At 69.6% G+C, this 23003-nt stretch carries 22 protein-coding genes; 8 read left to right on the forward strand and 14 right to left on the reverse strand.

The window, feature by feature from the left end; all coding sequences use genetic code 11:
* The first annotated feature begins 17 nt into the window (after positions 1-17).
* Positions 18-611 (forward strand): DUF805 domain-containing protein, encoded by a 594-nt coding sequence (locus tag ROJ8625_RS19025; protein ID WP_143535202.1) that lies wholly within the window; start codon positions 18-20, stop codon positions 609-611.
* 78 nt (positions 612-689) lie between these two features.
* A complete protein-coding gene (gene ychF, locus ROJ8625_RS19030) occupies positions 690-1787 on the forward strand; it encodes a redox-regulated ATPase YchF (protein WP_085793510.1) in 1098 nt (365 codons plus the stop codon).
* 46 nt (positions 1788-1833) lie between these two features.
* Here ychF and ROJ8625_RS21105 read toward each other — a convergent pair whose 3' ends face one another.
* The 11 genes from ROJ8625_RS21105 to ROJ8625_RS19080 all read right to left on the reverse strand — a co-directional run bounded on the left by ROJ8625_RS21105 (position 1834) and on the right by ROJ8625_RS19080 (position 12018).
* A complete protein-coding gene (locus ROJ8625_RS21105; RefSeq protein ID WP_159456822.1) occupies positions 1834-1986 on the reverse strand; it encodes a hypothetical protein in 153 nt (50 codons plus the stop codon).
* A gap of 132 nt (positions 1987-2118) precedes the next feature.
* On the reverse strand, positions 2119-3387 hold the full coding sequence (locus tag ROJ8625_RS19035; protein ID WP_085793511.1) for a c-type cytochrome: 1269 nt from the start codon (positions 3385-3387) through the stop codon (positions 2119-2121).
* Positions 3387-4610 carry a formate dehydrogenase subunit gamma gene (locus ROJ8625_RS19040; RefSeq protein ID WP_085793512.1) on the reverse strand — a complete coding sequence of 408 codons (1224 nt, stop codon included), beginning with the start codon at positions 4608-4610 and terminating at the stop codon, positions 3387-3389. Before ROJ8625_RS19040 ends, ROJ8625_RS19035 begins: the two co-directional genes overlap by 1 nt.
* Before the next feature lie 40 nt (positions 4611-4650).
* Positions 4651-5652, reverse strand: coding sequence for a hypothetical protein (locus ROJ8625_RS19045; protein WP_085793513.1), 1002 nt, complete (start codon positions 5650-5652; stop codon positions 4651-4653).
* A 2-nt stretch (positions 5653-5654) separates the two neighbouring features.
* On the reverse strand, positions 5655-5864 hold the full coding sequence (locus ROJ8625_RS19050; protein ID WP_085793514.1) for a hypothetical protein: 210 nt from the start codon (positions 5862-5864) through the stop codon (positions 5655-5657).
* A gap of 187 nt (positions 5865-6051) precedes the next feature.
* Positions 6052-6645: a formate dehydrogenase FDH3 subunit beta gene (gene fdh3B, locus ROJ8625_RS19055; protein WP_085793515.1), complete on the reverse strand. Its 594-nt coding sequence runs from the start codon at positions 6643-6645 to the stop codon at positions 6052-6054.
* 12 nt (positions 6646-6657) lie between these two features.
* Complete coding sequence (locus ROJ8625_RS19060; RefSeq protein WP_085793516.1) at positions 6658-9702, reverse strand: formate dehydrogenase subunit alpha; 3045 nt, start codon at positions 9700-9702, stop codon at positions 6658-6660.
* A 99-nt stretch (positions 9703-9801) separates the two neighbouring features.
* On the reverse strand, positions 9802-9996 hold the full coding sequence (locus ROJ8625_RS19065) for a twin-arginine translocation signal domain-containing protein (RefSeq protein WP_085793517.1): 195 nt from the start codon (positions 9994-9996) through the stop codon (positions 9802-9804).
* Positions 9997-10136: 140 nt separating this feature from the next.
* Positions 10137-10748 carry a TorD/DmsD family molecular chaperone gene (locus ROJ8625_RS19070; protein ID WP_085793518.1) on the reverse strand — a complete coding sequence of 204 codons (612 nt, stop codon included), beginning with the start codon at positions 10746-10748 and terminating at the stop codon, positions 10137-10139.
* Positions 10745-11401 carry a DUF3306 domain-containing protein gene (locus ROJ8625_RS19075; protein WP_085793519.1) on the reverse strand — a complete coding sequence of 219 codons (657 nt, stop codon included), beginning with the start codon at positions 11399-11401 and terminating at the stop codon, positions 10745-10747. Before ROJ8625_RS19075 ends, ROJ8625_RS19070 begins: the two co-directional genes overlap by 4 nt.
* The gene (locus tag ROJ8625_RS19080; RefSeq protein ID WP_234984321.1) at positions 11398-12018 is read right to left on the reverse strand and encodes a DUF3305 domain-containing protein; all 621 of its coding nucleotides are present in this window, start codon (positions 12016-12018) and stop codon (positions 11398-11400) included. The genes ROJ8625_RS19075 and ROJ8625_RS19080 overlap by 4 nt, the downstream gene beginning before the upstream one ends.
* A 186-nt stretch (positions 12019-12204) precedes the next feature.
* Between ROJ8625_RS19080 and ROJ8625_RS19085 the strand changes: the two genes are divergently transcribed.
* A complete protein-coding gene (locus ROJ8625_RS19085) occupies positions 12205-14175 on the forward strand; it encodes a 4Fe-4S binding protein (RefSeq protein ID WP_085793520.1) in 1971 nt (656 codons plus the stop codon).
* Positions 14176-14194: 19 nt separating this feature from the next.
* Here the strand turns inward: ROJ8625_RS19085 and ROJ8625_RS19090 are convergent, their stop codons facing one another.
* The gene (locus tag ROJ8625_RS19090) at positions 14195-14956 is read right to left on the reverse strand and encodes a cytochrome c family protein (protein WP_085793521.1); all 762 of its coding nucleotides are present in this window, start codon (positions 14954-14956) and stop codon (positions 14195-14197) included.
* Positions 14957-15048: 92 nt separating this feature from the next.
* Here ROJ8625_RS19090 and ROJ8625_RS19095 point away from each other — a divergent pair, with 92 nt between their 5' ends.
* Genes ROJ8625_RS19095 through ROJ8625_RS19110 form a run of 4 tightly spaced genes read left to right on the forward strand, consistent with a single transcriptional unit; the run spans position 15049 to position 17487 of the window.
* A complete protein-coding gene (locus ROJ8625_RS19095) occupies positions 15049-15237 on the forward strand; it encodes a DUF6494 family protein (RefSeq protein WP_085793522.1) in 189 nt (62 codons plus the stop codon).
* Positions 15238-15239: 2 nt separating this feature from the next.
* The gene (locus tag ROJ8625_RS19100; protein WP_085793550.1) at positions 15240-16304 is read left to right on the forward strand and encodes an Mrp/NBP35 family ATP-binding protein; all 1065 of its coding nucleotides are present in this window, start codon (positions 15240-15242) and stop codon (positions 16302-16304) included.
* On the forward strand, positions 16301-17008 hold the full coding sequence (locus ROJ8625_RS19105; RefSeq protein WP_085793523.1) for a biotin/lipoate--protein ligase family protein: 708 nt from the start codon (positions 16301-16303) through the stop codon (positions 17006-17008). The genes ROJ8625_RS19100 and ROJ8625_RS19105 overlap by 4 nt, the downstream gene beginning before the upstream one ends.
* A complete protein-coding gene (locus tag ROJ8625_RS19110) occupies positions 17005-17487 on the forward strand; it encodes a DUF6505 family protein (RefSeq protein ID WP_085793524.1) in 483 nt (160 codons plus the stop codon). Before ROJ8625_RS19105 ends, ROJ8625_RS19110 begins: the two co-directional genes overlap by 4 nt.
* Positions 17488-17688: 201 nt before the next feature.
* Here ROJ8625_RS19110 and ROJ8625_RS19115 read toward each other — a convergent pair whose 3' ends face one another.
* Positions 17689-19290 (reverse strand): AfsR/SARP family transcriptional regulator, encoded by a 1602-nt coding sequence (locus tag ROJ8625_RS19115; RefSeq protein ID WP_085793525.1) that lies wholly within the window; start codon positions 19288-19290, stop codon positions 17689-17691.
* A 186-nt stretch (positions 19291-19476) separates the two neighbouring features.
* Here ROJ8625_RS19115 and ROJ8625_RS19120 point away from each other — a divergent pair, with 186 nt between their 5' ends.
* Positions 19477-20607: a phosphatase PAP2 family protein gene (locus tag ROJ8625_RS19120; protein ID WP_200813345.1), complete on the forward strand. Its 1131-nt coding sequence runs from the start codon at positions 19477-19479 to the stop codon at positions 20605-20607.
* A 6-nt stretch (positions 20608-20613) separates the two neighbouring features.
* On the opposite strand, the gene ROJ8625_RS19125 is transcribed toward ROJ8625_RS19120, so the two are convergent.
* Positions 20614-22695, reverse strand: coding sequence for a S8/S53 family peptidase (locus ROJ8625_RS19125; RefSeq protein ID WP_143535204.1), 2082 nt, complete (start codon positions 22693-22695; stop codon positions 20614-20616).
* Positions 22696-23003: the final 308 nt, after the last annotated feature.

Below are 23003 nucleotides of genomic sequence, written 5' to 3' on the forward strand. Positions count from 1 at the left end.
GGCTTCGCGCGATAGTCGTGGCCGAAGGGAAGGGCGGGGCGATGGAGTGGTATTACGCCAACGGTGACGAGCGCGACGGACCGGTGCCGGAGCACGCGCTCGACGAACTTGCGGCCGAGGGCACGATCCGCGCCGATACGCTCGTCTGGCGGTCCGGGATGAAAGAGTGGGAGCCCGCGTGGAAGCACGTCCCCCGCCTGGCGCCCGAGGGATCCGAGACCGGCACGGGCGTGCCGGCATCCGGCCAGCGTCGCGCCGGCGGCCCGCAGCGCGACTATCACCGCAAGTCCGACCCGGTCGACGCCGCGCGCGAGTTCTTCCGCCGCTACCTCGACTTTCAGGGGCGCAGCAATCGCGGCGAGTTCTGGTACTGGATCCTCGACAACCTCGTGCTGTCGATCATCGCCTACGCGATCGGCGGCGACACGTTGCAGTCGCTGTGGGGTCTCGCCACGCTGATTCCGGGCATCGCCCTTGCGGTCCGGCGGCTGCACGACATCGGCAAGTCCGGCTGGTGGGTGCTGTTGTGGCTGATCCCGGTGATCGGCTGGATCATCCTGATCTACTGGTACGCGCAGCGTCCCGAGGCGGGGCCGAACGCCTACGGCTGAGCCCGCGTCGCCCGCTTGCACCTGCGCCGCCCCGCGCCTAGAAGCGCGGGCGCTGCATCAGGGTCGGGAGATCGGAACATGGGCTTTCGCATGGGCATCGTCGGCCTGCCGAACGTGGGCAAATCGACGCTCTTCAACGCGCTGACGAAAACGGCCGCGGCGCAGGCGGCGAACTTTCCGTTCTGCACGATCGAGCCCAACGTCGGCGAGGTCGCGGTTCCGGACCGTCGGCTCGACCAGCTGGCCGAGATCGCGAAATCGCGCGCGGTGATCCCCGCGCGGCTGACCTTCGTGGACATCGCCGGCCTCGTGAAGGGCGCGTCGAAGGGCGAGGGGCTGGGCAACCAGTTCCTGGCCAATATTCGCGAGGTCGACGCCATTGCGCACGTGCTGCGCTGTTTCGAGGACGAGGACGTCACCCACGTCGACGGTCGCGTCGATCCCGTGGCCGATGCCGAGACCATCGAGACCGAGCTGATGATCGCCGACATGGAATCGATCGAGAAGCGGCTCCAGAACATCGTGCGAAAGGTCCGTGGCGGCGACAAGGAAGCGGTCCAGCAGGAACGTCTTCTCAAGTTGGCGATGGAGGCGCTCGAGAACGGCCAGCCCGCGCGGACTGTCGAAGTTTCCGACGACGACCGCAAGGCGTGGCGGATGCTGCAGCTGCTGACCCAGAAGCCCGTCCTCTACGTGTGCAACGTGGACGAGGCGGAGGCCGGCACCGGCAACGCCCAGTCCGAACGCGTCGCCGCCATGGCCGCGGACCAGGGCAACGCGCATGTCGTCATCTCGGCCAAGATCGAGGAGGAGATCAGCCAGCTCGATGCCGAAGAAGCCGAGATGTTCCTGTCGGAGATGGGTCTCGAAGAGGCCGGTCTCGACCGCCTGATCAAGGCAGGCTACGGCCTGCTCCATCTCGAGACCTACTTCACCGTGGGTCCGAAGGAGGCGCGCGCCTGGACGATCCCGGTGGGCACGCTGGCGCCGCAGGCGGCTGGCGTGATCCACGGCGACTTCGAAAAGGGCTTCATCCGCGCCGAGACCATCTCGTACGACGACTACATCGCGCTCGGCGGCGAGCAGGGGGCGAAGGACGCGGGCAAGATGCGGGCCGAAGGCAAGGCCTATCGCGTCCGCGACGGCGACGTCCTGCACTTCCTCTTCAACACCTGATCGAAGGGCACCGGCCGCGGCGCTACCGGGCCCGCCACCCGGATGGTCACTCGTCCTCGGGGCCGGAGTCGCCGAGCCGGACCGTATCGCCCGTCGCGGCACGATCGGCGGCGCTGAATTCGATCACATGGGTCAGCGTGTACCACGCGCCGACCGTGATGACCGCGGTGGCGACAAAGGCGAGCATCATCGCTTTCATTCTTCTTGCTCCCAGGCCGTGCGCGGCACGGCGATCTTCAATTTCACGTGCCGGCATGCGGCACATCGGGTCTCGTCCGACGGAGGTGCGGGCTCTGGCCCGTTCCGTCGTTTGCGCGCGAGGTCGGGCGGCTCATTCCGTCGCGCGCCTCAGGAACGCCACGAGGTCGGCGCGGTCCTCCGGCCGCGCGATCCTCTGCATCGGCATCTTCGTACCCGGAACATAGTGATCCGGCCCTTCGTCGAACAGCGCATCAATGCTTTCGGCGGTCCAGACGACGTCACTTTCGGCCAACGCGTCGGAGTAGCGATATCCCTCGACACTGCCCGCCGGGCGGCCGAACAGCCCGCCCAACGGCGGCCCCGCCCTGCGCCCGCCATCGGCCGACAGCGTGTGACAGATCGAGCACTTGCGCTGAAACTGTCGCTCGCCGTTCGACATGGTGTCGGGGTCGCGCAGAAAGCTCTCTGCGCCCGTCGGCATCGCTTCGGCGTCGCCGAGATTTGCCAGGGGCCAGATATGCACCGCGCTGTCGAGCCCCGCGGCGTAAAGCGTGGCGCCAGAGGGCGCGAAGCCGAGCGCCCAGATCGGCCCGTGGTCCGTCGCTCGGAAATCGTGGCGCACCGACCAGTCGGCGGCATCCGCGACGAGGATGTAGCCCTCACCGTCGCCGACCGCGAGGACGCTGCGGTCGGGCGCACGTTCGAGCGCGAGGATGGGCCTGCGCCCGGCCGAGAGGTCGGCGATTTCTTCGCCGCTCTGCAGATCGACGACCCGGACCGCGCCGTCGACGGCGCCGTAGGCAAGCCATCCGGCCTCCTGCGCGAGCACGATCTCGTTCACGCCGAAGCCGTGATCGACGAGCGTGCGCCGTTCGGCGCCGCTGGCGGGATCCCATTCGCGGATCGTGCCGTCGGCGGAAGCCGAGTAGAGGGCCCCGCCGTCCGGCGTGAAGGCCACAGCGTTCACCGGCCCGTCATGACCATCGAGAAAGCGCGGCGCGCCGTCTGCGGGCCAGAGACCGATCGTGCCGTCCCAACTGGCCGACGCGAGGAGGGACCCGGCGGCGGCGAGGCCCATGACCTTGCCCTCGTGCCCGTCGAGGCGTTCGGGATCTTCGGCATCCAGACGCCAGCGCAGCACGTCGAAATCGTCCGCCGCCGAGGCGAGGGTCTCGGGCCCGGTGAAGAGGACGGCGTTCACCGCCGCGGCGTGGCCCTCGAGCCAGCGCGGCGACCCATTGGCCCACAGGCCGACGGAATTGTCGAAGCTCGCGGTGGCGACGCGACCGTCCGGCGCGACGTCGAGGCCCATGACCGGACCGCCGTGGCCGGTCAGGGTCTCGGCGCTTGCGACGCTGCAAAGCGCCAGCGCGAGGATCGTGGCAGCCGTGCGCTGCATCACTCGGCCGGCGTCGCGCCCGGGTTCGTGCCTTGGGGGGCGATTTCGCCCTCCTTGCGCTTTTCCTCGTACCAGATCGAATGGTGCTCGGCCGCCCATTGCTCTTCGACGTCGCCGCGGCCCATCGCGTCGAACGCGCCCTCCATGCCGATCGAGCCGATGTAGATGTGCGCCAGCACGATCGCCATCAGCACGAACGACACGATGGCGTGCCAGAGCTGCGAATACTGCATCTCGGCATGCGGCGAGAGCTGCGTCGGAAGCGGATCGAACCCGAACCACATCGGGACGCCGACGGCGTTGATCTTCTCGAAGGTGGCCGCGAACATCGGCAGCTCGAACGGGAAAAGCAGCGCCAGGCCCGACGCCGAGATCGACGCCCCGAGAACGATCACCGACCAGAAGATCAGCTTTTGCCCGGCGTTGAACTTCTTGGCCGGGGGGTGGCCCTTGACCAGGAGACCGCCGCCCTTGGCGAGCCACTTGATGTCCGTGCGGTCCGGCAGGTTGTGCCAGACCCAGGCTACGAAGATCCAGACGAGCGCGAGCATGAAGGCCCACGACACGTTGTTGTGGATCCATTTCGACGCCGTCGCCATCGTTGCGAAGGCCTCGTGTCCGAAGGCCGGGATCAGGAACTTTCGCCCCATCAGTGTCAGCAGACCGGTGATGCCCAGCAGGATAAACGACCCGGCCAGAAGCCAGTGACCGAAGCGTTCGACCCCGGTGAACCGCAGAATTCGGCGGCCGGTCTTGGTGCCGTCGATGCGGATCCGGCCTTTGAGCAGGTAGAACACGGCAAGCAGGATGATCGTGCCGAGCAGCAGCCAACCGCCGTACGTGATCAGCGGACCTTCGCGGAACTGCAGCCACGCCATGCCGCGATCCTGCATGATGACGTCGGCCGCGGGGCCCCGGACCTGGGTCGTGATCTCGCGGTTGTCGAAGCGGAAGGCACGCCAGAGATCGGCATCCGAGGCGCCGCCGAGCGTGCCGAGCGGGCTGTCCGCGCCCGGCGCGACGTCTTCGCCGACTTCGGCCGCGCGGCCGCTCTGATCGACCTCGAGCCCCTCCTGGCGCCGGAGAATGTCTTCGAGCGTGGGCGTGTTGCCCTCGGTTGCCGGTTCGACGCTGTCCGGCGTTTCGACCGCCTGGGCCGAGGCGGGTGCCACGGCGCCCTGCATCAGGACGAGGAGGAGCAGAAGCGACAGGATGCGGGTCATCGTGGAACCTTCCGAAATGGCGGATACGGCGCCGGCGCGATCACTCGCGCTCGGCCTCGAGCAAGGTGACAAGCCTCTTGTAGGCTTGCAAGGCGGCGGCGGCGTCGTCCAGCACTTCGTGCAGGTCGGCGGCCCGGCGCAGGAGACGGTGTTCGAGCAGGACGTGGCCGAGGCCGCGCGCGTGCCGGAGGCCCGTCTCGACCGCGCGTAGCGCCGCGCGCGGCTGGCCGTCATCGATCTCGATGTCGGCCATGTGCAGGAAGACGAGGGACAGCGCCTGCGGGTCGTCGTCGGCCTCCGCCACCACGCGCGCCTCGGCAAGGTACGCGCGGGCGCGATCGCGGCCGCCGCGCAGCCGATGCCCGCGGGCCAGGGCCGTCATCGCGTAGGGCAGGAGCACGCGGTTGCGCGAGGCCTGCGCGCTGGTGACGGCCCGCATGGCGTGACTCATCGCGGCATCGTTGTTGCCGTCGGCTTCCTCGAGGCAGGACAACTCGCCATGCAGCGCCACGGAATCCTGTGCCTCGCCCAGAACCATCGCGAGGCGCAGGCTCTCGCGCGCCTCGTCGAAGTGCCGGCCGAGGCGCTGCACGCAGGCCTGGGCACAGAGAAGCGCCGCCCGGGTGCCGGGCGCATTCGCCCCGCCAAGCGCCGCGAACCCGTCCTCCAGCGCGACGCGGGACAGGTCGCGCCGGCCGCGGATCGCGTAGAGGCGTGCGAAGACGCTGTGCACGTCCGCGATGGCGACCGCGCCGCGCGTGCCGCCGCCGGCCAGCATGTCGAGCGCGAGGGCGCCGTGATCGGCGGCCGCCCCGAGATCCCCGCGCCACAGCGCCTGCCACGCAAGGGTGCGGTGGGCGAGCCCGTAGCTCAGCCCCGACTCCACCAGCCGGAAAACCTCGAACGCCATCTCGACGCTCTGCGCGCGATCCTGCCAGCGGATCGCCCATGCCTGACGGTTGATGAAGCCGTCATCGATGCGCCGTGCCGCATCTGTTCCGCCGATGCGCGGGCGGTCCGGATGATGCGGCGTCGTGGCCATGATCAGGTACGGGGACGGTAGCGGTCGAGCGGAACCGCATTGTCTGGAAGCTCGTCGTCCGTGTCTTCGGTCGGCGGCATGAGGATATCGCGATACTTTTCGATCAGCATGTCGATGTCGTTTGCCATGTCCGGGCGTTCGCCCTCGCGCAGAAATTCGCGGATGTCCTCGAGTACGGGACGGATCCATTCAATGCGCAAGCTCTCTTTCATGTCTACCCCGTCGTCACCCGACGCAGCGCGTCGGAGGGGCCGAATCACGTCCCCCGGTCAGACCGGGAGACGTGGGGATTACGGCACTATTAACGTATTGAACCCCAACGGGTCCGGCGATGCGTCTGATACGTGCCGACAGGCGATGCGGATCAGCGTCATCGTTATACAATAAAATGATACTGCGTCACCCGCCTTTTTGATCGTAGGCCGTGCCCCAGCCCCACGCGCCGGACCCGAAGCCGCGCGCCACCACGCGCTCGCGGTAGATGTTGGCGACCACGTCGCCATCGCCTGCGAGCAGTGCCTTGGTGGAGCACATCTCGGCACAGATGGGCAGCTTGCCCTCTGCGATCCGGTTGCGCCCGTATTTCTGGAACTCCGCCTGGGAGGTGTCCTCTTCGGGGCCGCCGGCGCAGAAGGTGCACTTGTCCATCTTGCCGCGGCTGCCGAAGTTGCCCGCCTGCGGATATTGCGGCGCGCCGAAGGGGCACGCGTAGAAGCAGTATCCGCAGCCGATGCACAGGTCCTTGGAGTGCAGCACCACGCCGTCGGCGGTCTGATAGAAGCAATCCACCGGGCAAACCGCCATGCAGGGCGCATCCGAGCAGTGCATGCAGGCGACCGAGATCGAACGCTCGCCCGGCTGACCGTCCTGGATGGTCACCACGCGGCGCCGGTTGATGCCCCACGGCACTTCGTGCTCGTTCTTGCAGGCGGTGACGCAGGCGTTGCACTCGATGCAGCGCTCGGCGTCGCAGAGAAACTTCGCTCTTGCCATTGTCTTAACTCCTTACGCCGCCACGATCTTGCACAGGGTGGCCTTGGTTTCCTGCATCTGCGTGACGCTGTCGTATCCGTAGGTCTGGGCGGTGTTGCAGCTCTCGCCGAGCACGTAGGGATCGGCGCCCTCGGGGTATTTCGAGCGCAGATCCTCGCCCTGCCAGAACCCGCCGAAGTGGAAGGGCATGAAGGCGACGCCGGGCGCCACGCGCTCGGTGACCATCGCCATGACGCGCACGCGCCCGCCTTCCGGACCCTCGACCCAGACCATCGACCCGTCGCGGACGCCGAGGTTGTTGGCATCGCGGGTGTTCACCTCGACGAACATGTCCTGCTGCAGCTCCGCGAGCCACGGGTTGGACCGGGTCTCGTCGCCGCCGCCCTCGTACTCCACAAGCCGGCCGGAGGTCAGAGTGATCGGGAAATCGGACGAAAAGTCCGTATCCTGGATCGATTTGTACATCGTCGGCACGCGCCAGAACTTCTTGTCCTCGTAGGTCGGGTAGTCGGCCACGAGGTCGTAGCGCGGGGTGTAGAGCGGCTCGCGGTGGACCGGTACCGGGTCGGGGAAGGTCCAGACCACGGCGCGCGCCTTGGCGTTGCCGTAGGGCGCGCAGCCATGCGCGATCGCGACCCGCTGGATGCCGCCCGAGAGGTCGGTCTTCCAGTTCACGCCGCCGAGTTGCGAGTTGTAGTCGCTCTCGATCGGACCGGTCTGCGACTGCTCGCCCACGGGCTGCTCGCCGTTGCCGGCTTCCGCCGCCTGCTGGGTCGCCGCCGCATCGTCGCCCTGGTCGCGCTGGAAGCTCGGGCGTTCGCCCGTCCAGCCGGCGACGCGCTCGATCGCGCTGCGCTCATCGTCGGTCAGATCCTGATCCCAGCCGAGGTCCACCAGCATCTGGTAGGTGAACTCCGGATAGCCGTCCTGGATCTCCGAGCCCACGGGCGCGACGCCCTCGGCGAGGAGGTTGTCGCCGTCGCGTTCCACGCCGAAGCGGGCGCGGAAGCCCATGCCGCCATCCGCAACCGGTTTCGAGATGTCGTAGAGGTTGGGCGAGCCGGGATGGCGCATCTCCGCCGTGCCCCACGACGGCCACGGCAGGCCGTAGTAGTCACCGTCGGCGGGTCCACCGAGCGCCTTGAGCGTCGTGCGGTCGAAGGTGTGCTGGTTCTGCATGTGCGTGCGCATCCGCTCCGGCGACTGGCCGGTATATCCGATGGTCCACATGCCGCGGTTGAATTCGCGCGTGATGTCCTCGATCAGAGGCTCGTCGCCGTTCACCTCGATGTTGCGGAAGATCCTGTCGGTGAAGCCGAACTTGTCCGCGAACATCTTCATGATGACGTGGTCGGCCTTGGATTCGAAGATCGGGTCCACCACCTTCTCGCGCCATTGCAGCGACCGGTTGGACGCGGTGACGGAGCCGTAGGTCTCGAACTGCGTGGCCGCCGGCAGCAGGTAGAGCCCGTCGGTCCGATCCTGCATCACGGCCGTCACGGTCGGGTAGGGATCCACAACGACCAGCAGGTCGAGCTTCTCCATCGCCGTCTTCATCTCGGGCAGGCGCGTCTGGCTGTTGGGCGCGTGGCCCCAGAAGACCATCGCCCGGGTCGAGTTCGGCTGATCGAGGTTCTCTGCATCCTCCAGAACGCCGTCGATCCAGCGCGACACCGGGATGCCGGTGACGTTCATCATCGGCACGTCGTCCTTGCCGCCGTCCGACGCGGTTTCCTGGCTGAAGCGGCCCTTGAGCCAGTCGAGATCCTCTTCCCAGACCCGCGCCCAGTGGGCATAGGCACCCTCGGACAGGCCGTAGTAGCCCGGCAGCGTGTCGGCGAGAACGCCGAGGTCGGTCGCGCCCTGAACGTTGTCGTGGCCGCGGAAGATGTTGGTGCCGCCGCCGGCGGCGCCCATGTTGCCGAGCGCCAGCTGCAGGATGCAGTAGGCCCGGGTGTTGTTGTTGCCGTTGGTGTGCTGCGTGCCGCCCATGCACCAGATCACGGTGCCGGGACGGTTGTTGGCCAGCGTGCGGGCCACGCGCTCGAGCTGGCTGCCCGGCGTGCCGGTCACGCGCTCGACCTCCTCGGGCGTCCAGCGGGCGACCTCCTCGCGGATCTGGTCCATCCCCCAGACGCGGGTGCGGATGAATTCCTCATCCTCCCACTTGTTCTCGAAGATATGCCACAGGATGCCCCAGACGAGCGCAACGTCGGTGCCCGGACGGAAGCGCACGTACTCGTCCGCATGCGCCGCGGTGCGCGTGAAGCGCGGGTCGCACACGATCATGGGCGCATTGTTCTGCTCTTTCGCCCGCAACAGGTGCAGGAGCGAGACGGGGTGCGCCTCGGCCGGGTTGCCGCCGATGACGAAGATCGCGCGGCTGTTGTGGATGTCGTTGTAGGAGTTGGTCATGGCGCCGTAGCCCCATGTGTTCGCAACGCCCGCAACGGTGGTCGAGTGACAGATCCGCGCCTGGTGGTCGACGTTGTTCGTGCCCCAGTAGGCCGCGAACTTGCGGAAGAGGTAGGCCTGCTCGTTGTTGTGCTTGGCCGAGCCGAGCCAGTAGACCGAATCCGGGCCGCTCTCCTCGCGGATGGTCATCATCTGGTCGCCGATCTCGTCGATCGCCTGCTCCCAGGAGATGCGGACCCACTCTCCGCCTTCCTTCTTCATCGGATACTTGAGGCGCCGCTCGCCGTGCGTGTGCTCGCGCACCGACGCACCCTTGGCGCAGTGCGCGCCGAGGTTGAACGGGCTGTCCCAACCGGGTTCCTGCCCGGTCCAGACGCCGTCCTGCACCTCTGCGATGACGGTGCAGCCGACCGAGCAGTGCGTGCAGACGGATTTCACGGTTTCGACGGCGCCCTGCGCGGCGGTTTGCGCGGTCGCCTGGGTCACCGACCCGCCGGTTGCGGCGATGGCGGTCAGGCCGCCGATGGCAAGGCCCGAGCCGCGCAGGAAGGCGCGGCGGTCGACGGCCGTGTCGCCCACCTGCGCCAGGATCCCCGCGGGGCGGGTCCGGCGCGCGACACCGTTAGATTTCTTGCGAAGCATGGGTCCCTCCATGGCTGGCCCGTAACGCGGGCGCTGGCGGCCGGGTGTGTCGACGCGTGGCTGTCACGCCGCCCGGCTTGGTCGGATCGGCGCCGCCGCTCAGAAGCGGGCGGAGTCGAAGTAGGCGCGGGTATGCGCGGTATCGGCGAGCCCCTTGTGCGGGCCCTCGGCCTCGGCCGCCTCGGCGTCACCGGGGCGCGCGACCGCAGCGGCGGCGAGCGCCGCCGGCGCGGCCGTCGTGGCGAGCTTGAGGAAGCTGCGGCGGCCGGTGTCTGTCTCGGTCTTGTCGGACATGGCTCGTCCTCCCTTGTGTGGCTTCGGGCGGGCGGCGGGCACGGCCCCGCGCGTCGCCCCTTGGCTGCAGGTCCGCGCGGGCCGAGGGCCGGCGCGGGGGTCGGTGCGGCGGGCGCGGGCGCCCGTCGCGGGTGCCGGTCTCAGCCCGGCGTCAGTCGGAACGCCTCGCGCTCGATCTCCATGAAGGCGCGACCGGCCGAGCCGAGTGGCGCGTAGAGATCTGCGGACTTCGCCGTTTCGAGATCGGCGAAGAAGTGGCCCGCCCAGGGGGCCACGTGGCGATTGAAGAAGGTGCGTTGATCGTCGATCGGAGACGGGGTGCCGAAACGTCCGACGATCAGTCCTCCCATCACCTCCATCAGGGTGGCGATATTGTCCTCGGGCTCATAGACGTTCGGCGCCCGCGCGATCGTCCGCGCGCGCAGGTCGCGCCGGAGAGTCGCGAGCGGCTTCTCGTTGAGAAAACCGGTGAGATAATAGCTCGCGTACGGCAGAAGCTCGCCCCGTCCAAGCCCGATGAACAGCGCGTTGAATTCGCGGCGCGCATCGCGGGGGGATTTCGCGCCCGCGCGCTCGGAGAGCGCGGCGATCGCGCGTCCGAGATCGGTCTCGGCATCTCCGGACAACGCCGCGGTCTGCGCGAGGAGCGTCTCGTCCGGCGGTCCGGACAGCATCAGCCCGAAGTAGTTGTAGAGGTCGGCGCGCAGCCGGTCCTCGTCGGACACCCGGATCTGCGCTGCGGTCTCTGTCATGATGTCCCCGTATCGAAACGGAAGCGCATCCGCCGTGGCGGCAGCGGATCCTCCCCTGTATCTTCTTGCGTGGCCTGCGGAAACGGCTCCATTGCGACCTTGGTCGTAGATGCAGGCGCGGCATCGTCCGCCGGCTGCAGATCGCTGTATGCCGTTGCATCCTTTCCGTCATCCTGCGGATTTTCCGCGAGTGCGGTGTCCGCCGGCTGCGTCTTTTCGGCCGCCGCCGGAGCGTCGTCTTGCGCCGCATCGGACCGGGCCAGCGCCTCCACGTGCCGGCGCAGGCCGCGGCCGACCTCGTAGGCGGTGCGCACACCGGGCGCGTCCGTCACCGCGCCGGTATAGTCTCCGTCGTAATCGTTGAGCCCGTCGACGCAGGCGAGGACGGGGTTCGACGTCCAGAGCTTTCGCAACGCACGGCGGCGCAGCCGTTCGGGGATCTCGCGGCGCATGAAGCCCGCGACTGCATCGCCGGGGCGCAGCGTGTCGGGATCGGGCAGGCCGAAGCGTTCGAGGATGGCCGCGTCGCTCTCCTCGGCGATCTCGGCGGCGCGCGCCTCGGTCGCTTCGGTCTCGGCCCGCGTGGCGGCCGCGGCTTCCTCTGCGGCGACGGCGGCGCGCCGGCGCGACCAGAAATCGGCGGACCGGCTCACGACCCGTCTCCGGCGGCGTGGCGATCGGCGGTGGGCGCGCGATAGACGTTGCCCGCCTGCGCGGCGCGCGGCGTCTCGGCGCCGTGGTCGCGGTCGCGATGCGGGCGGCGCTTGCGCTTCACGAACGGTTCCTCGACGTGATGCGCGGCGATCCAGTTGCCGACCCAGCCGGCGAGGGCGGTCGGCATCTCGAGCTTTTCGACGATTTCCTCGCCACTCGTCTCGAACAGCGCGGCCTCGTGCGGCGAGGCCGTCACGAGGTGGACCTGCCAGGGCATCGCGGCGTCGGCCGGCGCCTTGCGCAGGATCACGAACAGGCAGGGGCGCGACTCCGAAAGGGCGACGCGGTACGCCTCGGTCTCGCCCCGGTAAAGCGTCAGCGGGACAGTGGCGGCGTGATAGTCGACGGTCTGGCCCTCGCGGCGAAGCTCGCGCCAGTCGGCCACGCCCGCCCCGGGCAGAAGCGCGATCGGCCGCCACGACCAGCGCGCCCAGCGGGTCACGCCCGGCCGACGGCGCACCACCACGCCTACAGGCATCGAGACCGCGCGCCGCGCGGCGAGATCGGGCGCGTCGGGCTGGGGGGCGTCGTTGTCGGTATCGGTCGTTCTGGCCATGTCGGCGCGTGGTTGCGGCCAGCGGCCGCTCCTCCCGGGATCGTGCTTATTTCTTTGATCTCTACTGTAGCGACGGGATCTTGCGACAGGCAACCCGAGCAGATACGAAAATGCGACTAATTCTCGAAACGTGATCGGATGCGAGCCGCGCCGCCGGACGGAGCGCGCATCCGCGGGAGAGGTCCCATGCCCCAGCGAATTCTTCTGTGCGACTGCCTCGGCAGCCAGTCGGTCGATCCCGACCGCATCGCCGCGGCGACCGGGCTCGAGACCAGCCGCGTCTACACCGCGCTCTGCACGCGGGAGGCCGAGGCCGCGGCGCGCGAGATCGCCGACGGCGAGACGCTGGTCGCCTGCGGCCAGGAGGGCGCGTTCTTCGACATGCTGGCCGAGGAGATCGGCGCCACGGAGCCCGCCCGCGTCGATCTGCGCGACCGCGCCGGCTGGTCCGACGAGGGTCGAACGGCCGGGCCGAAACAGGCGGCGCTGGCGGCCGAGGCGCTGCTGACCGTGCCGGCGACCCGCACCCGCGACATCACGAGCGAGGGCACCTGCCTGATCCTCGGACCGGGCGAGGCGGCGTTCGAGGCCGCCGCGCGGCTGTGCGACGCGCTCGCGGTCACGGTTCTGCTGACCGACGCAGAGACGCCACCGCCCGACCGCCGGTTCGACGTCGTGCGCGGCCGGCTCGCGCGCGCCGAAGGCGCACTCGGTGGCTTCACGCTGCGGATCGATGGCTTCCAGGCACTGGAACCCGGGGGCCGCGGCGCGTTCGGTTTCACCGAGCCGCGCGACGGCGCGGCCTCCGAGTGCGATATCCTGCTCGATCTCACCGGCGACGCCGCGCTCTTTCCCGCCCCCCACAAGCGCGAGGGCTACCTGCGCGCGGATCCGAGGAAGCCCGGCGCTCTGATCGAGGTCTGCGCGACCGCGCGCGAACTTGTCGGCACGTTCGAAAAGCCGCTTTACGTCAGGACCGAAGCCGCGCTCTGCGCGCATTCGCGGGCGCGTCAAACCGGGTGCACCCGCTGTCTCGACGTGTGTCCGACCGGCGCGATCCAGCCTGACGGCGACCACGTGCGCGTCGATCCGATGATCTGCGCGGGATGCGGCGCCTGCGCGGCGCTCTGCCCGTCGGCGGCCATCGCCTACGACGCGCCCTCCGCCGCGACCATGTTCCGGCGGATCGAAACGCTCGCGCGCAGCTACCGCGAGGCATCGGGCGGCGCGGCGCCCCGCCTGCTGGTCCACGATGACGACCACGGCGCAGAGATGATCCGCCTCTCGGCCCGGTTCGGCCGCGGGCTGCCCGCCGACGTGATCCCGCTGGACCTTCCGGCGCTTGCCGCCTTCGGCCATGCCGAGATGACCGCCGCACTTTCGGCCGGCTTCGCAGGCGTCGATGTTCTTCTGTCGCCGCGAACCGAACGCGCCACGCCCGAATACGAGACCGCGCTCGCCAATGCGATCGCCGGCGGGCCGCGCGTGCGGCTGCTCGACCTCGCGGATCCAGACGCCCTGCCTGAGGCGCTCTACGATGCCGACGTCGCCCCGGCCGTGGCAGAGCCGTCCCTGCCGCTCGGCACGCGCCGGCAGGTCACCCGTCTGGCGGCGCAGAAGCTCAATCCCGAAGGCGGCGTGATCGCGTTGCCGGACGGCGCGCCCTACGGCGCCGTCCTGTGCGACACCGACGCCTGCACGCTCTGCCTCGCCTGCGTGTCGCTCTGTCCGTCGGGCGCGCTCGGCGACAATCCGGACCGGCCGGAACTGCTGTTCCAGGAAGATGCCTGCCTGCAATGCGGGATCTGCGCCTCTGCCTGTCCGGAGGACGCGATCACCCTCGCGCCGCGGCTCGACCTGTCGCCCGATGCGCTGTCGCAGCGCGTCCTGAACGAGGAGGAGCCGGCGGCGTGCGTCGAGTGTGGCGCGCTCTTCGGCGTGCAGTCGACGATCGACCGAATCGCCGATCAGCTGGCCGGCAAGCATGCGATGTTCGCGAATTCCGATGCCGCGCGGATGATTCGCATGTGCGACGATTGTCGCGTCCGCGCGCAATACCACTCGGCCAACAATCCCTTCGCCGCGGGCGATCGCCCGCGCGTTCGCACGACCGAGGATTACCTTTCCGAGAGCCCGTCGAAGCGGCGCGACCACTGACGGCCGGGCGGGGGTCGCCTCAGCGCGCCTCGACCGGCGCGCCGAGATCCGCCGGCGGGATGCGCTCCACGAAGGCGACGATGTCGTCGAGCTCGTCGAGCGTGATCTCGACCGGCACGATGGGCGACGGGGCGTGCGCGGCGAAGGGCGTGGTCACCTCGGCCACCTGCGTGAAGGCCGGGTGCGGGTTCAGCGCATAGAAGCCCTGGAACCGCGCGATCCAGTCGGGAAACGTGCGCAGGACGGCGAAGGACGGGGTGGAACCGATCGCGTCCATGCGGTTCTCCTCGCTCACCACGTGGCAGCGCCCGCAGGCGGCCAGCGCGACGCGCTGCCCTTCGGCCGCGTCGCCGTCGAACGTCGGGCGCGCCGCCGTCTCGGGCTCCGCCGCGACCGGCCGGAACGGCGTGGCGCCGTCGCGCTCGAACCGCGCCACGGTGCCGCGGCCGACGTCCGACGCCAGCCAGTCGGCGAAGGTGGCGGCGTCGGGATCCGCCCCGGGCGCAAGATGCCAGGTTTGATCAGGGCCCTCGAAGACGGGCGTGCCCTCCGTGCCGAAACGCGCATCCGCCTCGGCATCGGGGCCGACGCGCTCGATCCGCGTCGCGGTCTTCAGCGAAAAGCGCGGCAGCACGTGGTCGAGAAGACCGCTCCGCGCGAGCTCTGCCGGCACGGCGAGGCGGAACCGGCCGTCGGCCTCCGCCCGGGCGGGGCCGGGCGCCAGCGCCGCGGCCAGGACCGCCGGCAGTGCCAGCGCGACGAGACGGGACACGCTCGGCATGTCTGCTCCTCTCTCCCTCGTGGCTTGCAAGCCTATGGGGGCTGTCCTAAACCCGTCAACGCTTCCAGACAGCGGCCCGAAGGAGGGGTGCGATGAGCGACGACTTCAACATGTCGATGCGCAAGTTCCTGAAACAGGTGGGCGTGACCTCGCAGCAGGCGATCGAGGAGGCGGTGCGCGACGCCGGCGGCCCCGAGGGCCGGGTCTACGAGGCCAAGGCCGTCATCACGGTCGACGGGCTGGACCTCGAGCATGTCGTCACCGGAACGATCAAGGGGTGAGCGTGACCCTGACCCGTGACGCGGTTCTCGCCGCAATGAAAGACATCACCGATCCCGTGTCCGGCAGCGATATCGTCGCCGCCGGCCTCGTCCGCGCGCTGTCGGTCGAGGGCGGCGCCGTGCGCTTCGTGCTCGAGATCGATCCCGCAAAGGCCGACACCTACGGGCCGGTCCGCGATTCCTGCGAGGCGGCGGTCAAGGCGCTCGACGGCGCCGGGCCGGTGTCGGTCGTGCTGACCGGTCACTCCGCGCCCAAGCCGCCGCCCGACCTCAAGGCCCAGAAAGCCAAGCCGCAGGGACCCCAGAGCGTGCCCGGGATCGACCGCATCGTCGCGATCGCCTCCGGCAAGGGCGGTGTCGGGAAATCCACCGTATCGGCGAATCTCGCCTGCGCGCTGGCGGCCGAGGGTCGCCGCGTCGGCCTGCTCGACGCCGACGTCTACGGCCCGTCGCAGCCGCGCATGCTCGGGGTCTCCGGTCGCCCGGCGAGCCCGGACGGCAAGACCATCCTGCCGCTGCGGAACTTCGGCGTCACGATGATGTCGATCGGGCTGATGACCAACGAGCGCGAGGCCGTCGTCTGGCGCGGCCCGATGCTCATGGGCGCGCTGCAGCAGATGATGAACCAGGTGCAGTGGGGCGCGCTCGACGTGCTGATCGTCGACCTTCCGCCCGGCACCGGCGACGTGGCCATGACGCTGGCGCAGAAGTTCACCCTCGACGGCGCGATCGTGGTGTCGACACCGCAGGACGTGGCGCTCCTCGACGCGCGCAAGGGGATCGACATGTTCGCCAAGCTCGGCACGCCGATCCACGGCCTGATCGAGAACATGTCGACCCATGTCTGCTCGAACTGCGGTCACGAGGAGCACATCTTCGGACATGGTGGCGTCGCCCGCGAGGCCGATGCGATGGGCGTCCCGCTCCTGGCGGAGATCCCGCTCCATCTCGACATCCGCACTGCCGCGGATGGCGGGGCGCCGATCGTGGTGTCGAAACCCGACAGCGCGCAGGCGCGGGCCTTCCGGGATCTCGCGCGCCAGCTCGTCGGCGCGGGACAGGCATGAGCCTCGCCGCCACGCCCGCCTTCCCGCCGCTCCTCGACGGGCGGGCGGTGGCGGGCGATCCGTTCGCCGCGGCGCGCGACGCCGCGCGCGTCGGCGCGGATCCGGGCCTCGTGCTCTTCGACCCGAGCGCCGAGGACATGGACGTGGCGCTCCTTCTCGCCCCCGAGGTGCCGCTCGAGGAGGCGGCAGCGATGCTGCCGCTGGCCGGCGTCGCGCTGCAGAACGCGCTCGGTGCGCTCGGACCGTCCGAGCTTCCGGTCCATCTCGACTGGGATGGCACCGTGCGGGTGAACGGCGGCCGCTGCGGCCGCGTGCGCGCCGCCATCCCGGCAACACGCCCCGGCGCGGTGCCGGACTGGCTGGTGATCGGCGCGGCCCTCCGGGTCCGCCCGCGCTCCGACGACGGCGGCGCGACGCCCGAGGACACCGCGCTTCATGCCGAGGGCTGCGGCGACATCGCCCCGCTCGATCTCGTCGAGACCTGGGCACGGCACGCGCTCCTCTGGATCCACCGATGGGAGGAAGAGGGAATTGCGCCGCTTCACCGCGACTGGACGGCGCTGGCCCACGGCCTCGGCGGCCCGATCCGCGCCGGCGGCCACGAGGGCACCTTCCTCGGCCTCGACGAGCGGCTCGGCTGCCTCGTCAAGACCGGCTCGGGCACACGGCTCGTGCCCCTGACAACGCTCCTGGAGGAGACATGAAACTCGCCCGAGCGATCCATTTCGACGAAAGCGACATGCGCGTCTTCGCGCGGCCGGCGCGCACCGGCGAATGGTGCATCGCCGGCGGCTTCGAGTTCTCGGACTGGAGCGAGGCCGATCTCGCCGGCAAGGCGCGGCAGGCCTTTGCCAACGGCTGGCTCGGAGTCGAGACATTCGGCCGGGTCACCTTCGTCGCCGTGACCTCCATCGAGCCCGCCGAACGCGACGCCTGCATCGAGGCGCTCGCCACGCACTTCGTCGAGATCTACGGCGCGCCCTCTCTCGAGGCCGCACACGGCGTCGCCGAGCGCGAGATCGACGACATGGCCGATCTCTGCGACGAGCATCCGGCCAACACGCTCCTGACCGTCTCGCGCGAGCTGACAGAGGCCGGCGTGCGCGAAGCCTACCGCGTCATCGACGTCACCGAGGCGGATCTCGATCAGGTCGCGATTCACGGCAGCCTCGACGACGAGTGACCGCGCCGCCCCTGCACCGCGCCGTCATGCGCGACAGCGCCGCACGATAGGCGGGCCCGGCAGCCACCCGGCCGCTCTGCCGGTACGCAGGGACGCGTGGCCCGTTCTTCTTGGCCGAAATACTCCGGGGAGCGCGAGGGGCCGGCCCCTCGCTCCCGCCGGTTCAGCCGCCGCGCCGGTCGGGTCCGGCGCGCCGCATCCTCACAGGAGCGCGCGCACCGGCTCAAGCATTCCCTTCGAGCGCAGCGTCCGCACCGGGTAGCTCTCGTCGTTGACGAAGCGGTCGAGCGAGAAGCCCGGCTCGATCCGGGTCAGCCGCTGGGACGCGGCGAGGGCGCGGTCGTACTGACCGTCGAGCGCGTAGAGCGCGATCAGGTGGCGATGCGCCGGGCGGAAGGACGGCGCGGCGCGTGCCGCGGCCTCGCCCGCCTCGATGGCGAGGTGCGGGCGGTCGCAGGCGACGCAGACGATGCAGTGGTAGAGGTCCCACCATTGTCGGAACGGCGAGAAGCGGGCGATCTCGCGCGCGCGCTGCGACAGGTCGATCGCCTCGCGCGCGTCGCCCGCCAGCATCCGGCTCACCGACAGCGACAGCCAGCCGAACCCGCTGGTGGGATTGCGCTCGACCGATTGCTGCGCGAGGTCGAGCCCGCCATTGGCGTCGCCGAGCGCCATCACCCGCACCTGGCTCAGCAAGGCGTGGACAAGCGCGTTGTCGGCGCCTTCCTCGAGTGCGCGGTGATTGAGCTCGATCATCTCGTCGCGCAGCGCCTGCGCGTCGGGTTCGAACAGCTCGATCATCTGGATGGTCCGGATCAGGCTGCGCCACGCGGTGTAGACGCCGTTCTGGTCGGCCGCGTAGGCCTGCGACAGGAGTGTGTCGGCCTCGCGCAGGGCGTCTGGCTCGAAACTGAACATGCGGTAGAGTGCCAGCCGCGACAGCATCGTCGCGCGCGCCTCGGGGCGGGCGCGCTCGATCGTCTCGGGCAATTTCGACAGCGCACGGTCCGCGGCTTCGAACACCACGGCCGACACGGCGGCCTGCGAGGTCAGGATGTCGTTGACGTCCTGCACGACGTGCAGCTTGGTGAACAGCAGGCGGGCCGAGGGCACGTGTTCGACGCGGATATAGACCCGCGTGCCCTCATCGGCGCCCAGAAGGTCGCAAGAGATCTCTAGGTCGCCGACGATGTCCTCCGGCGCATCGATGGCGCGGCCCGACCGGCGCCACGCGCGCACCTGCTCGGAGATGTTCTCGCCGATCTGGTTGGCCAGCACCTCGCCGATGAGCGCGATCGTCGCGTCGTCGTGCACGGTGGTCCTGCAGCGCATCATCAGGCCGCCCGGCGCGCCGGGGCGCGCGGCCTCGATCCGCGCGGCGAAGCGCGATCGCTCGGCACGCAGCCAGTCCTCGAACTCGGAGTCGCGCACGTCGAGCCCCTCGAGCAGCTCGTGCGCGGCCTCGTAATCGATTTCGTGCTCGAGGAGGTCCACCGTGATCCGCCCGGCATCGAGCCCGACCGACGCACGGTCGGCCGACAGGATGTCCGCCGCGTCACCGAAGCCGGACCTGAGCTTCGCCAACGCCTGCCGCAGGTTGGCGCTAGCCTGTTCCGGCGCGAAGCCGGACCACAACTTGTCCTCGATCCAGCGGCGCGGCCGGCGCATGCCGGGGCTGAGCGCGAGGAGGGCCAGAAGTCCTTGGTTCTTCGCGCCTTTCGGCGTGATGTCGCGGCCGTCGGCATCGCTGACCTGAAGCGGACCGATCAGCCGGACGCGGATCGTGCCTTGGGTGTCGGTCACGTCTCGGAATCTCCCCTGTGCCACGGCGTCCGCCGCCAGCGATGTTTCCGCAAAGCGTAGCAGCCTCTTGTGTAGCGGGCAATCTGCGTGAAACATTCGTGAATGTTGCGGGGGTTGCGCGCAAACACGCTTCCGCACTGCCGCGGCTTCTGGCACGTCTTGTGATATTTCAACCGGAGATTGCGCATGACGATTTTTGGCGGACAAGGCGGCCAGGGTGGCCAAGGTGGTCAGGGCGGCCAAGGGGGCCAGGGTGGCCAAGGCGGCCAGGGAGGCCAGGGCGGTCAGGGAGGCCAAGGCGGTCAGGGCGGCCAGGGTGGACAAGCCCATGCCGGCGGTCCGGCCTCGCCTTATCTCAGCGTCGCGCTGGCCGGCGCGCGCGATGGAACCATGCATTACTGGGACGGCAGCGCCTCGCGTGTGCCCACGCAGACCGGCCGCGATTCGTGGGAGGCATTCCGGCGGCTCGACGCGTTCCCGCGGCGCGCGGTACTCGACCAGGCGCTCGGCGCGCTGTTTGCGGTCGAGATCGCCGATCCCGCGGCGCCGAACGACAGCGCGGGCCTGAGCGTTGGCGGGACGTCTCTTGTCACACTGGAGAAGCCGTCGGACGCCTTTCTCGCAGAGCACCAGCTGTCCTACCTGCGCAGCTACGCCGATCTGCGGCTCGACCGTTTGGCCGAGATCCAGGTGCAGACCTCGGACATCATGTCGTTCTACGGCACGGTCGGCTACATGCATCCCGACGCGACGAAGTGGTCGCACTGGATTTCGGCGGCGGTCCTGCGGCTCTGCACGGCGCTCGAGATGCCGCTGAAGATGGCCTTCGACGTCGCCCGGCCGATCGCGATGTCCTACGAGGTTCAGCCCGTCATCCAGACGCCGGGGCACGGCGCGTGGCCCTCGGGGCATGCGACCGAGGCCTTCGCGACGGCGACGGTGCTGTCGCGGCTCTTCGTGCCGGATGATTTCGATCCGTCGGCTTCGATCAAGGCGGCGACGCCGCTCTATCGCCACGCGGCGCGCATCGCCGCAAACCGCACGGTGGCCGGGGTGCATTTCCCGACCGACAGCATGGCCGGCGCGGTGCTCGGCACGACGCTGGCCGAGGCGTTGGTGAACCTTCTCGAGGGAGAGAAGACGACGCCGGCACGCACGTATCACGGCGCCGCCTACGCGGGCGACTTCACGCCGGACGATTTGGCGCGTGCGCTGGACAATCCGAAGGTGATCTCGACCACCAAGCTCGAGCTGAAGGGTGTGACAGTGCCGCCCTGGCTCAAGACCCTCTGGGCCGAGGCCAGAGCCGAGAACTGACGCTCGTCAGTCCGGAACGGGGTCCCGGCGGCGGCGCGCACCGGCGCCGGGATCGATCGTCACCGTGCCGAGCCGGGCGCTGTCCGACGGGATGGCCTGCCGCGCCGCGCGCACCTCTTTCTGGATTCGTCCGTCGGCATCGTCGCGCGCGGCTGCGCCGACATGGGTGGCCGAACGCGCGAGCGCGCGGCTGACCCGTGCCGCGGCGGCGCTCGTCCCGTTCAGGGCGGCTGCGCTCTCGGACAGGGTCCCGCTGGCAATGACGCCTTGAAGGGCGGTGCCCTCCTCGGCGATGGCCGACAGGGTCGGGCCGGGCACGCTCCAATCCGACCCCGCGGCGGTATAGCGGGCGGGGTAGGGCGTGCCGGTCTCGGCCGATTGGCGCGCGGCGCCCACGCTCAGGATCTGCCGGCTCGATGCCGTGACGAGGGACGAATGGGTGCCGTTTCGCGTGATCGCGCTGTCGGGCCCGGGGGCCGAGTTGTCGCGTGTTTCCGCGTCCCAGCCATAGGCGTCCGTCGCATCGAAGTAGGATTGCCGCCCGAGCGGGCGGTATCCCGGCAAGCTGTCGTCCCGCTGCACCTGAAGGTGAACGGACGCGGCCGCACCGTCGCGGTAGCGGGTCGTGATCGACCAGCCGCCCGATGGGCAGGCCGGTTCGCCCGCCTTCATGCCCTCGGTCGGCGCGAGGGCGAGGACATAGCGGCTGTGCCGCATGGTGCCATCCGGATAGCTCCGGGTCGGAACGTGGTAGATCCGCGCGATTTCGGCGCCGTCGCGCCGCAGCGTGCGCCACGCGCCCTGCGGCACCGGCGCGATGTCGGGCGCCGTTCCCGGGGCGGAGAGCGCCACCTCCAGCCCGTCGCAATCCGCGCCCTCGCACGAGATCTCCACGAAGCTCGGCGTCAGGTCGCCGGGCTGCGCGCGCCAGAGGATCGTACGGTCGGTGTCGCTGCGCGCCTTTTCTGCCGGGTAGCCGATTTCGGCGACCTGGCGCGTGCGGTAGGCGTTGCCGAAGGAGTGGACCACGCGCACGGGCTGGCCCGTCGCGCGCTCCCATGCTGCCACCTCGCTGGCGATCTGGTATTCCGCGAAGCCTGTGCCGTCCTTCGGCCCGGCGAGCATTCCAAGCGACACGTTGATGATCACCGGGCGCTCGGACCCGAGTTCGTGCGCCCGCGCGAGACACCAGCGCACGGCGCGGACGAGGTAGCTCTCGAAATGCGTGCCGGACGTGTCCTCGATGGCCTCGGGCGGCAGCTGGACGGCGAGAAGCGGCCAGTCACGGGCGGGATCGCCGGCATCATGAGGGTCCGCGCCGGCGGCGAGGTCGAGGATCAGGGTGCCGTGGCTGGCCGACATCTCGACCGAGCGATGGGCGCCGCGTCCGCACAGATCCGCGTTGAGCCGGCCGTAACAGGTGGATTCGTCGAGCGCGTCGCGGTCGAGAAGCGCGTCGATGTCGGCGCGGGTGAGCACGCGGCCGGTGCTGGCGCGTCTGGAATCGGCCGCGTCGGTCTGCATCCGTTCATCCGATTGCAGCCAGACCGCATGAAACCGGGTGCGTTCACGGGTGCCGTCAGTGCGGCGAAAGCGGCGGTTGAGGAAGCCGATACCGTCGTCGATGACCGCCACGATCGGCGCGCGGCCCGCCGGAGCAGGCGCGGACGCGGCCGCCTCGGGCGTGGGCGCGGGCGCGGGCGCCGGGTCGAGGTCGACGGCCGGGCCGCGGTCGAGCATCGACCAGAGACCGCCTTCGGCGCCGTCGGGCGTGCCGAGCGCGCGAAAGAGCGCGTAGTCGTCGGGCAGATCGACCCACGGTGCGGTGCCCTCGATCCGGTGGGCGAGGCGCGCATACTCCTCGGGGTCCATGACGAAGGGCTGGTCGGGATCGTCGACGAGATCACGCAGCCGCGTCCGGGTGTCCGCCGTCGCCGGGTCGAGCCGCACGAAGATCGGCTCGTACCAGTTGCGGGTCCGGGCGTCCGCCGGCGCCAGCGCGCGGCGCCGTGCTTGCACGAGGCGCGTGAAATCGACGTAGCCATCCCAGAAATCGGCGGCCTCTGCGTCGGACCATGTCAGAGCCATGAATATCCGCTCCCGTTCCGTGATCGAAAATACTCGACGAATAACTGAAGTGAACGTTGGAGTGGTCGGTTGGTCAAGCCTTTCGCCCTTTGGTTGCTGGGATAGCGCGCGCGTTGGTCGGTCCGATTTGTGCCAGCATGAAAGAGTCACGCTCTTCTTGCGCAGGAATCACGGAAAGATAACGCGACTGCCTCAAGAAGGTCGTTAATAAGTCTTTACGCAACGTCACCCTAACGCCTGCCTGACCGCCAGTTTTGTCGGTACTCCGTCGTGCTGCTCGCCACGGAAGTGCCGCCCGCGTTCCAAGG

This window comes from Roseivivax jejudonensis, from assembly GCF_900172265.1.
GTDB classification, from domain to species: domain Bacteria; phylum Pseudomonadota; class Alphaproteobacteria; order Rhodobacterales; family Rhodobacteraceae; genus Roseivivax; species Roseivivax jejudonensis.